Below are 10,464 nucleotides of genomic sequence, written 5' to 3'. Positions count from 1 at the left end.
ACCGTTTTGCGCGCAAAGTGCGTGCGGCCGTTTTTCTTGACGGTGCTGCTAAATATTTGCGTGGCCCGTTCGTCTATCAGGGAGGAAAGCCGCAACGGGGCCCGCCTCGCCCGCGGCTTTCGCGTCAGATTTGCCGTTTCCGCGTTTTTTGCCTGCCTTCCCTTTACCGACGTTGCCGATGACAGCTGCCCACGAGCCTTCCTCCCCGCCGTCCCTCGACGCCTCCCCCGGCCGCCCCGCCGCGCGCCTGATCCTTGCGCTGTTGCGCGAAAGCCGCGTGTCGTTCACGCTGGCGCTCACCGCGTGCGTGCTGAACGGCATCGCGAGCGTGCTGCTCGTCGCGACGCTGAACCGCGCGCTGTCGCAGCCGGGCGCCGCCGACGCGTCGCTCGCGTGGCGCTTCGCCCTGTGTGCAGTGATCGCGCTCGTCACGCGGATCGTGTCGGGCACGCTGTTCGCCCGCCTGTCGCAGGACACGATGGCGCGGTTGCGCGTGCATCTCGCACGGCGCGTCGGCGCGGCCGAGCTGCGCGACATCGAGCGGATCGGCGCGGCGCCCGTGCAGTCGGTGCTGACCGACGACGCGACCAACGTGTCGATGCTGTTCTTCGCACTGCCGAACCTCGTCATGCACGGCTCGATCGTGTTCGGCTGCCTTGGCTACCTCGCGTGGCTGTCGTGGCCCGTCTGCCTGCTGGCGCTGGCCGCGATCATCGCCGGCTCGCTCGGCTATCACACCGGCGACCGCCGCGCGATCGCGTCGCTCGAAGCGGCCGGCCACGCGCAGGACCGTCTGTTCGGCTATCTCGGCTCGCTGTTCTCCGGCGCGAAGGAGCTGAAGCTGCACGACGCGCGTGCCCGCCAGTTCGTCGACGGCCAGCTCGGCGCCGCGATCGGCGAAGTGCGCGACCATCGCCGCCGTGCGTTCAGCGCGTATGCGGTCGGGGTCGGCTGGATCATCTTCCTGTTCTACGTCTTCCTCGGCGTCGCGTCGTTCTGGCCGCAGCTCGGCGTGCATGCCGACCCGGCCGCGGCGGCCGGCTACGTCGTCGTGTTCCTGTTCATGCTCGTGCCGCTCGACGGCCTGCTGAACAACCTGCCGACCGTCAATGCCGCACGCGTGTCGCTCACGCGGATCGAAGGCGTGATGGCCGAATTCGGCGCGCTGCGCACGGTGCCGCCCGCGGCCGACGCACCCGACGTGCCGCTGGCCGGCGCCGTCACGCTGCGCGGCGTCACGCACGCGTACTTCCACGAACGCGACGAACGGATGTTCAGCATCGGGCCGATCGACCTGACGATCAAGCCGGGCGAACTCGTGTTCATCGTCGGCGGCAACGGCAGCGGCAAGACGACGCTCGCGAAGGTGCTGACGGGGCTCTACGAGCCCGAGGAAGGCACGATCGAGGTCGACGGCCGCACGATCGGCTGGCGCGAGCGCGCGGCCTACCGTCAGCGCTTCAGTGCGGTTTTCAACGATTTCCACCTGTTCGACGCGCTGCTCGGCATCGTCGATCCCGACGATCCGTCGCGCGCACAGGCCGATGCACGGGCGAACGCGCTCGTCGCGAAGCTCGCGCTCGACCACAAGGTGAAAGTGGTCGACGGCGCGTTCTCGACGCGCGCGCTGTCGACCGGGCAGCGCAAGCGGCTCGCGCTCGTCGTCGCATACCTGGAGGACCGGCCGTTTTACCTGTTCGACGAATGGGCAGCCGACCAGGACCCGTCGTTCAAGGCCGTGTTCTACGAACAGCTGCTGCCCGAACTGCGTGCACGCGGCAAGGCCGTGATCGTGATCACGCACGACGACCGCTACTTCGATCTCGCCGACCGGCTGCTGAAGCTCGACAACGGGCGCATCGTCAGCGACACGCAACCCGCACGCCTGCGTGCGCAGGATGGCGTCGATGCGCTGAGCGTTTAAGAGAAATAGTCGATAAAAAAACGCCGACGCGCTGCCATGGCAGTGCGTCGGCGATTTGCATTTCGGAAGCGAATAATTACCGATGCGCGACGCGCCGGTCACGCCGATCGCGATACCCTGCCCATCACGTCTTGCGCACCGCCGGCAGCGTCAGCATCGTGTCGGTCATCACGTCGGCCAGCTTCAGCGCCGACATCGGCCCGCCGAACCCCCAGATATTGCGTTCGATCAGTGCGATCCGGTGTTCCTTCATCGCGGGCACGAAACGCCACACCGGCGAGTCGAGTTTCGCGGACAGCGGCACGTCCAGCCCCGATGCGGTCACGAACATCACGGCGAGGTCGCGCTGCCGGAGCAGATCGGCCGACGTCACGTACAGCGTGCCTTCCCGCGTCGGCTTCTTCGGCCACGGATCGAGCCCGAGCGCACGCGCGAGACCGGCCGACGTGCTGTTGCCCGTATAGGCCCAGTAACGATCGGGCAAGCCGAGATCCTGCAGCAGCGCGATGCGCTCGCCCTTGCGGCCCGCGGCCGCGAGCCGCGCCGCATTGCGCGCGATGCCGGCGTCGAGTTGCGCGTCGACCGCCTGCGCGCGCGCATCGCGCCCCGTCACCGCACCGATCGTCCGGAAGATCTGCCGCATCCAGTCGAGCTGCGTGACGGGTACCCCGCCGTCGGACACGTTCGGGCTGAACTGGAACAGGATCGTCGGCGCGATCCGGTCGAGCGCGTCGAAGATCGGCGCATGGCGGAAGCCGACGCCGATGACGAGATCGGGCTTGACCGCCGCGATCGCCTCGAGCCCCGGTTCCTGCCGCGAGCCGACGTCGGTCACGTGCGCGAGCCGCTCGCTCCGGTAGCCGAGCCAGCCCGGGTAGAACGCCGTATCGGCCATCCCGACCGGCACGATATCGAGCGCGACCACGCTTTCCGCGAACATGAAGTCGAGTGCGACCACGCGCTGCGGCCGCACGGGCATCCTCGCGCTCGCCTGCGACACGACGGGGTTGCCGGCCAGCGACACGGCGCCCTGCGCGCCGCGCGCGTCGTCGGCAACGGCAACCGCTGCTGAAACCGATGCGGGAAACGCGCCGCAGCACGCGGCGCCGAGTGCCGCCGCGAGTGCGCCGAGCGCATGCCGGCGGCCGGCGTGCGTCACCGGATCGCGTCCTGCTCGGCCAGCGCCGCGTCGTCCATCGTCAGTAGCAGGGGGCAGCTTCCACACAGTTGCGTTTCTCCAGGAATTTCGTAGCGCAGGCAGCACACGCGGCGCGCGCGAAACGGCGTCGGCAGCAGCGCCGAGCGCGGCACGGCGTCGCGCACGGGCATTCGCAGCGGATTCGATTCGCCGTGCACGCAGGCCGAACCGAACAGCCAGTCCGCATCGCGGACGGGATCGGCCGCGCACGGCAGCGAACGATACGTGCCGACCAGATAGTCGAGCAGGTTGCCCGCGTTGCTCCACAGCACGCGCGGCGTGACGCGGCCCATCGCCGCGAGCAGGTCGATCACCGCGCCGAGATGCGCGATGAGCCCTGCATAGCGCGGCGCGGAATCGTCGCACGGCGCGCCGAGCGCATCGCTTGCGAAATACAGCGCGGCGGGCATCCCGTCGTCGAGTGCGACGAAGGTGCGCTCCGGGTGCATGTCGAGCGGCCGGCCGAGCGTCAGCGCGGCGACGACACCGGCCGGCGCCGCACGGCCGAAATAGTATTTGCTCCATTGCGACATCAGCGCACGCGCATGCTGCGCGGGATCGCCGCCGTAATGGTCGATCATCGCGGCGAGCACGGCGTCGCGGTGCCCCGGCAACGCGCTGACGGGCACGACGATGCGGCCCGGCGTGTGCACGTGTGCGTCGTCGGGCATGCCGAGCCAGACGACGTCGAGATGCTCGGCGAATGGTTCCGGCGCGAACGCCGAGAATCGCGTGGCGCGCGTATCGTCGAGCACCGGAATCATCGCCCTGCGCGCCGGGCGCGGCGCCCCTCGAGGATCAGCAGCCCGAGCAGGTACGGCGCGCCGATCAGCGCGGTCAGCACGCCGGCCGGCACCTCGCGCGGTGCCACGACGGTGCGCGCGGCGAGATCCGCGACACCGAGGATCAACGCGCCGCATGCCGCCGCGAGCCAGAGCCGCGTGCGATGCCGGCGCGCGCCGAGCATCGTCGCGACGTGCGGCGCCATCAGCCCGATGAAGCCGACCGGCCCGACCGCCGCGACGGCCGCGCACGCGGCGAGCGTCGCGATCGTCAGCGCGAGCGGCCGCAGCGCAGCCACCGGCAGGCCGAGCGCCGCCGCCTGGTCGTCGCCGAGCGCGAGCATGTCGAGCGGCTTCGCGAGCCATGCGAACACGGGCACCGCGAGCACGCACCACGGCAACAGCATTGACACCTCGCCCCAGCTGCGGCCATATGTGCCGCCGACGAGCCACACGACGAAGCGCGCGGGCTGCACGCTTTCCTGCGTGATCAGCCATTGCGCGAGCGTGGTCCACAACGCGCCGATGACGATACCCGTCAGCGCGACCGCGAGCGGCGCATAGCGATGCCGGTGATTCAGCGCGAGCGTGATCGCCAGCGACAGCCCGCCGCCGATCAACGCCGCGGCGGCAAGCGTCACGTGGCCCATCAGCGGCCACGTCGACAGCGCGAACAGCGTGACGAGCCCCGCGCCCTGCGTGACGCCGAGCACTTCGGGGCCCGCGAGCGGATTGCGCACGACGCTCTGCATCGCGACGCCGCTGACGGCGAGCAGCGCACCCGCGAGCAGCGCGCACAGCAGGCGCGGCATGCGCAGGTCGATCAGCATCCGCGCGAGTGCATCCTGGCCCGACAGCGCAGCCAACCAGCGCGCGGGCGACAACCATTCGGGGCCGGCCGATACGCCGGCCAGCACGACCAGCAGGCCGGCCACGACGAACAGCGCCGTGCGCAGCGGCCAGCCGAGCCGTTCGAGCCAGCCGACGAGCCGCGTCGAGCCGCCGCCCGCCGCGCGTTCGGCATCCGCATGCAGCACGCCCGACCAGGCAGCACCGCGCCGAATCATCGCGAGCATCAGCGGCGTACCGACCAGCGCAATCGCGACGCCGGTCGACAGTGTCGCGTCGAAGCCCGACGCGAGCACGGCGCTGTCGGTGACGAGCACGAGCGCGCCGCCGGTGAGCGCCGACAGCGGCACCAGCACGCCGAGCCGCGCCGCACGCGCGCCGCGTACCTGGCGCAGCAGGTTCGGCGCGACGAGGCCGACATACGACAGCGGGCCCGCGATACTGACGGCGACACTGGTGAACGCGACCGCGACGATCGTCGCGGCGAGCCGCGTCGCATCGACGCGCACGCCGGCCGCAGCCGCCGCGTCGTCGCCGAGCGTGAGCGGATTCAGCGGCCGGATCACGAACGGCAATGCAGCCAGCGGCACGACGAGCCAGCGCGCGGCGAGCGCGAGGCCCGTGGCGCCCGGCTGGTACAGGCTGCCGTTGGTCCACAGCGCGGCCCCTGCGATGTTCTGCTCGAAGAACGCGAGCACGAGCGTCGACAGCGCGGCGAACAGCAGCATGCACACGCTGCCCGCGAGCACGAGCCGCAACGGCGTCGCGCGCCAGCCGCCGGCCGCGACGATCGCGCACGCGGCGGCAGCGAGCCCGCACACGAACAGCAGCGGCACCGACGCGACGCCGGCCAGCGCCGGCACGAGCATCGCCGCGAGCAGGCCGAGCTGCGCGCCGCCCGTCACGCCGAGCAGGTCGGGCGATGCGAGCGGATTGCGCGTGAGCGACTGGAACAGCGCGCCCGCGATGCCGAGGCAGCCGCCCGCGACGAGCGCGGCCGCGACGCGCGGCAGGTTGAGGTCGAACAGGAACACGTGCGCGAGCGACGCGGCATCGCTGCCGGGCGTCGCGTCCCACCACACGCGCAGGTCGGGCGCGACGCGCAGCGCCGCGAGTAGCGCGATCAGCGCGACGAGGCCGGACGCGATCGAGCCGGCCCGCCCCGTGGCCGTGCCCTTCCCCGTCGCCGCGAGGCGCTTGCGCATCGCGAGCGTCGTCATACGGCGAGATCCCGGTCGAAGACGGCGGCCGCCTGCGGCGCGCCGTCGGCGGTCGGTCCGTAGGCCGGCACGCACATCGGCGCGCCCGTCTGCGGATGCGCGAGCTTCAGCATCTCGACGCCGAACGCCGCGCGAAGCCGCGCGGGATCGAGCATCGCGTCGGGCGTGCCCTGCGCGACGAGACGGCCTGCGCGCATCAGCACGATTTCGTCGCTGTACGCGGCAGCCTGGTTCAGGTCGTGCAGCACCCACACGATCGTCAGCCCGCGCGACCGGTTCAGCGTGCGCAGTGCGTCGAGGATGTCGAGCTGGTGATGGATGTCGAGATAGGTCGTCGGTTCGTCGAGCAACACGATCGGCGCCTGCTGCGCGAGCGCCATCGCGATCCACGCGCGCTGGCGTTCCCCACCCGACAGTGCGCCGACGTCGCGCTCCGCGTCGCCGGCGAGGCCGCTCGTGTCGAGCGCCTCGTCGATCGCCGCATGGTCGGCCCGCGACAGGCCGCGCAGGAAGCCGCCGTACGCATAGCGCCCGTAGGCGACGAGTTCGCGCACCGTGAGGCCCGACGGAATCTGGTTGAACTGCGCGAGCATCGTCAGCTCGCGCGCGAGCGCGCGACGGCGAAACGACGCGAGCGGCCGGCCGTTCACTTCGACATGGCCGGCACGCGCGGGCTGCAGGCCCGCGAGCGTGCGCAGCAGCGTGCTCTTGCCGCAGCCGTTCGGTCCGCACAGCGCGGTGACGCGGCCGGCCGCGATCGACAGGTCCAGCCCGTCGATCACGACATGGTCGCGATATCCTACCGACAGCCCGCGCGCGGCAAGCGCGGCGGTACTACGCGTCATCAATCCTCCGTTCGGTCGCGCGGGACCGTATGACTCTGCGCCATCGCGACGACCACCTTGCGCGGCCCCTCGAACGGGTCGCGCGCATGCGCGGTCAGCATGTTGTCGAGCATCAGCACGTCGCCCGTGCGCCACGGGAACACGATGCGCTGCTGGTCGAGCACGCCGCGGATCTGCGCGAGCGCGTCGGCCTCGAGCGGTTCGCCGTCGCCGTAGTACACGTTGCGCGGCACGTTCTCGAGCCCGACCGCATCGACGAGCGCTTCCTGCATGTCGTCGTCGAGCGCCGACAGGTGGAACAGGTTCGCCTGGTTGAACCACACGCGGTCGCCCGTGCGCGGATGGCGTGCGACGGCCTGGCAGCGTTCGCGCGTGCGCAGCAGCAGCTCGCCGTCGTCGCCGGTGCGCCACGTGCATTCGATGCCGCGCGCCGCGCACATCCGTTCGACCTCGGCCGGCTCGTCGGTGCCGAACGACTGCTGCCACGGCAGGTCGAGACCCTGCCCGAAATTGCGCACGTACAGCAGTTCGCGCTTCTCGAAGCGCGCGACCAGCGCCGGATCGAGCGCGCGATACACCGCGCGGCTGTCCGCGATCGGCGTCGCGCCGCCCTTCGGCGCGGCGAGCGCGCAGTGGAACCAGATCCGCAGCGGCCATTCGCGCGTGTACGACTGCTCGTTGTGCAGCGGAATCGCACGATGCGGCGGGTATTCGGTCGACGTGTAGACGGCGCCTTCGACCTGGCTGCGCGGCGTCGACGCATATTCATAGCCGATCAGCGGATCGCCGAACGATGCCGCGAACTGCTGGAACGCATCGATCGACGGCACGTGGAAGCCCGTGAACAGCACGCCGCCCGCCCGTTCGAGCGTGTCGGCCGCGATCTCGCGCGCCAGCGGCGCGACGTCGTCGATCGACATTCCGTCGCTGCCGCGCGGCGACACGACGGTGGGCAGCCCCGGCTCGATATGCAGGTCGTCGAGCGTCGGCAACGAAAGCAGGGTCATGCAACGTCCTCTTCAGGTGGCGCGCCGGAAACGCGGCGCAGCAGGTCACGATGCGCGCGACGCGCGCTCGCCGTCCATCGCGCGGCGCAGGCTCGCGGGGCGCATGTCGGTCCAGACTGCCTCGATGTGCGCGAGACAGTCTGCTTTCGGGCCGCTCACGCCGACCTCGCGCCAGCCGGCCGGTACGGGCCGGAACGTCGGCCAGATCGAGTACTGTTCTTCGTCGTTGATGACGACCGTGTAGACGAGATCGTCGGTGTCGGCGGAAGGCGTCGGGGCTTGCGTCATGATCGGAAATCGCTGGGCGGTTGAAGGAAGCGAAGCGGCGGTTTCGGCCGCTCCTGTCAGATAGACGATTGGCCGGCGCGTTTTTTTACCGCCGCCGTGCGCGGCCGCCCAGGAACACCGGGCACGCGACGCCGCGCTGGCATGCGTCGAGGCAATCCGCGCAGTGACGCTCCGCATCGCGCACCATGAAATGCACGAGCGTCTGCGACACGTTCAGCGCGCGCGCCGCGGTCTGCAGCGTCTCCTCGCGCAGCCGCACCATCTCGAAGGCCGCGCGGCTGCGTGCAGGCAGGTCGTCGAGCGCGGCCCACACGCGCCGCAGCGTATCGCGCGTCATCAGCGCGGCTTCCGGCGTCGGCTCGGGCGACGGCACGTCGAAGCCGTCGTCCTCTTCCGTGTGATAGACGTTTTCGAGGCTTTGCCGGCGGCATGCGTCGATCGACGCATTGCGCACCATCCGCGTCACGTAGGCGACCGGCTGGCGCACCGCATCCTGGTTCGGGAATTCGACGAGCTTCACGAACACGTCGTGCACGACGTCCTCGGCGCGGCTCGCGCACCCGACGAAGCCGCGCGCGACATTGACGAGCATCGAACGATGCGAGATCAGCACGTCGAGCAGCGCGCCCTGCGCGCGGGGTTCCGACGCACGACGCGGTCGCGGCGCGGCGCGCGGCGGTAGGTCCGGACAACTGCCGAGGAACGGGTTCGCCGCTGCCGCCGCCGGTCGGTCGAGCACTTCCGCCATCGCCATCGATCTGCTCCGTCAAATTCCGAGATAGCGCAATTTAACGTAAACGCAAATCATTCTCAATCCGATTACCGGATGACCCTTTCAGTTGTCGGGATTTGTCTGAACAATTGGCGGAATCGTTGTCCGGGCGGATGGGACGCGGGTTCGTCCGGCGTTCGCGACGAAACGAGGCGCCGTCAACCCGGCGCCTCGTTTCATCGCTTCACCTGCATGCGACCATGCTCGCTAGCGCGCGGCCGGCAACAGCAGCCGGCACGACGCGAGCCGCGCCGGGGTGACGGGCATGCGGCAGACGCTTCGCTGCATCGCCGCCTTCGGCTGCGCCGCCAGTGTGCGTGACACCGCCATCGCCTTCGGCTGCGCCGCCCGCACCCGCAACGCATCGGCCCCCGGGCTCGCCGGCCGCAACGCGCGCAGTGTTGCCGCATCGATGTGCACTTGCCAGAACTGCGGTTTCCCGTCGGGGTCGTCTTCCCGATAGCCCTGCCCCGTGATGGTCTGCCCGTCGGGGCTCACGCCGATCACGTTGGCCAGGTTCAGCGTGCCGACCGACAGGCCGGCCCCTTCGAGCAACGCAACGAGGCTGCGCATGCCGCTGTGCGGCGTCCACACGAAGACGCGCTCGACACCGGTCTGCCCGTTGCTCGAGCCACCGACGACAACCTGCCCGTCCATGCTGATCGACAACGCGTAGCTGCTGTCGTCGCCGTCAAGAAAACCGAGCCGCTGGATGCTGTCGCCGCCGTTCGTCCACAGCACGGCCTCCGAATCGACCCGTTGTTGTCCATCCGGCGTGGCTACCAGGGTGCCGAGCGAGCCGGCGATCGTGCGTTCGTCTTCGGTCACGCCACGGGCCAGATCCATTCTGGCCACGCCCGCGTTGATCGTCGGCAACAGTCGTTCGCCAATTCGTTCTGTCCAAAGGAGCGCACGCGAACCATACGCGCCGTCGACATTGCCGGCGAACCCGGCTGCGGCATTCCCGGACGAGGTCATCGCGAGCAGGTGCACGAGATAGTCGCCGCCCGGCGGCAACTCGCGGAAACCGCTCGGCTGGGTCCACATGAACCGTGCATTCCGGCCACCTGCCGCCGTGAAGCTGCCCGTCATCCTCGTGCCGGCGAGGTTCGCGACGTCGACCCATGCGCCCCGGCCCGCCGTATCCGGAACGAGTTTCTGCGTGCGACCGTCCCCGGGCCATCGCACCGCCCATCGATCGAGGTTGCCGTCCGCCCGGCGCGCGCTGATCGAGCCACCGATCACCTGCCCATCGGCCGACACGGTCTGTGCCTGCGAGTCATAGGCGTTCGCTGGCGCGGCCAGCCGCTGCCAGCCCGTCGCAGCCGACCACGAGAACGCCATCGAGCCACCGGACTGCGCTGCGCTCCAGCAGGAACCGATGATCGTCTTGCCGTCCGCGCTGACGGCATTGCCCTGGTACTGCATGTCGCGCGGCCCGCCCAGGTCTCCGATCACCGTCAGCGAATAACCGCCGGCCGATACCGTCTGCGCATGAACCGCGCTCATTGCCGACACGGCCAGCACGGCCGCGACGACACTGCGTTTCAGATGCATTCCCTTCTCCTCCGTCAGTACA

The 10,464-nt window shown here is 70.1% G+C and carries 9 protein-coding genes; 1 reads left to right on the top strand and 8 read right to left on the bottom strand.

The features are described from left to right. Nucleotides 1-178: 178 nt before the first annotated feature. A complete protein-coding gene (locus DIE03_RS15220) occupies nucleotides 179-1,924 on the top strand; it encodes a cyclic peptide export ABC transporter (RefSeq protein WP_124451640.1) in 1,746 nt (581 codons plus the stop codon). Nucleotides 1,925-2,048: 124 nt separating this feature from the next. On the opposite strand, the gene DIE03_RS15215 is transcribed toward DIE03_RS15220, so the two are convergent. The 8 genes from DIE03_RS15215 to DIE03_RS15180 form a co-directional block, all read right to left on the bottom strand. Continuing rightward, nucleotides 2,049-3,083, bottom strand: a complete 1,035-nt coding sequence (locus DIE03_RS15215) for an ABC transporter substrate-binding protein (protein ID WP_124451638.1) — start codon at nucleotides 3,081-3,083, stop codon at nucleotides 2,049-2,051. Continuing rightward, nucleotides 3,080-3,886 (bottom strand): siderophore-iron reductase FhuF, encoded by an 807-nt coding sequence (gene fhuF, locus DIE03_RS15210; protein WP_124451636.1) that lies wholly within the window; start codon nucleotides 3,884-3,886, stop codon nucleotides 3,080-3,082. Before fhuF ends, DIE03_RS15215 begins: the two co-directional genes overlap by 4 nt. Then, on the bottom strand, nucleotides 3,883-5,973 hold the full coding sequence (gene fhuB, locus DIE03_RS15205) for a Fe(3+)-hydroxamate ABC transporter permease FhuB (protein WP_124451634.1): 2,091 nt from the start codon (nucleotides 5,971-5,973) through the stop codon (nucleotides 3,883-3,885). The genes fhuF and fhuB overlap by 4 nt, the downstream gene beginning before the upstream one ends. Next, nucleotides 5,970-6,818 carry an ABC transporter ATP-binding protein gene (locus DIE03_RS15200; RefSeq protein ID WP_124451632.1) on the bottom strand — a complete coding sequence of 283 codons (849 nt, stop codon included), beginning with the start codon at nucleotides 6,816-6,818 and terminating at the stop codon, nucleotides 5,970-5,972. The genes fhuB and DIE03_RS15200 overlap by 4 nt, the downstream gene beginning before the upstream one ends. Further along, nucleotides 6,818-7,825, bottom strand: coding sequence for a TauD/TfdA family dioxygenase (locus DIE03_RS15195; protein WP_124451630.1), 1,008 nt, complete (start codon nucleotides 7,823-7,825; stop codon nucleotides 6,818-6,820). Before DIE03_RS15195 ends, DIE03_RS15200 begins: the two co-directional genes overlap by 1 nt. A gap of 45 nt (nucleotides 7,826-7,870) precedes the next feature. After that, nucleotides 7,871-8,113 carry an MbtH family NRPS accessory protein gene (locus DIE03_RS15190; RefSeq protein ID WP_059234271.1) on the bottom strand — a complete coding sequence of 81 codons (243 nt, stop codon included), beginning with the start codon at nucleotides 8,111-8,113 and terminating at the stop codon, nucleotides 7,871-7,873. Between the two features lie 85 nt (nucleotides 8,114-8,198). After that, nucleotides 8,199-8,867 (bottom strand): RNA polymerase factor sigma-70, encoded by a 669-nt coding sequence (locus tag DIE03_RS15185; RefSeq protein ID WP_124451628.1) that lies wholly within the window; start codon nucleotides 8,865-8,867, stop codon nucleotides 8,199-8,201. Between the two features lie 225 nt (nucleotides 8,868-9,092). Next, nucleotides 9,093-10,442 (bottom strand): calcium-binding protein, encoded by a 1,350-nt coding sequence (locus DIE03_RS15180; RefSeq protein ID WP_124451626.1) that lies wholly within the window; start codon nucleotides 10,440-10,442, stop codon nucleotides 9,093-9,095. Nucleotides 10,443-10,464 lie beyond the last annotated feature (22 nt).

Source organism: Burkholderia sp. Bp8992 (genome assembly GCF_003853705.1).
GTDB lineage: Bacteria > Pseudomonadota > Gammaproteobacteria > Burkholderiales > Burkholderiaceae > Burkholderia.
This window is presented reverse-complemented; position numbering and strand designations above follow the sequence as displayed.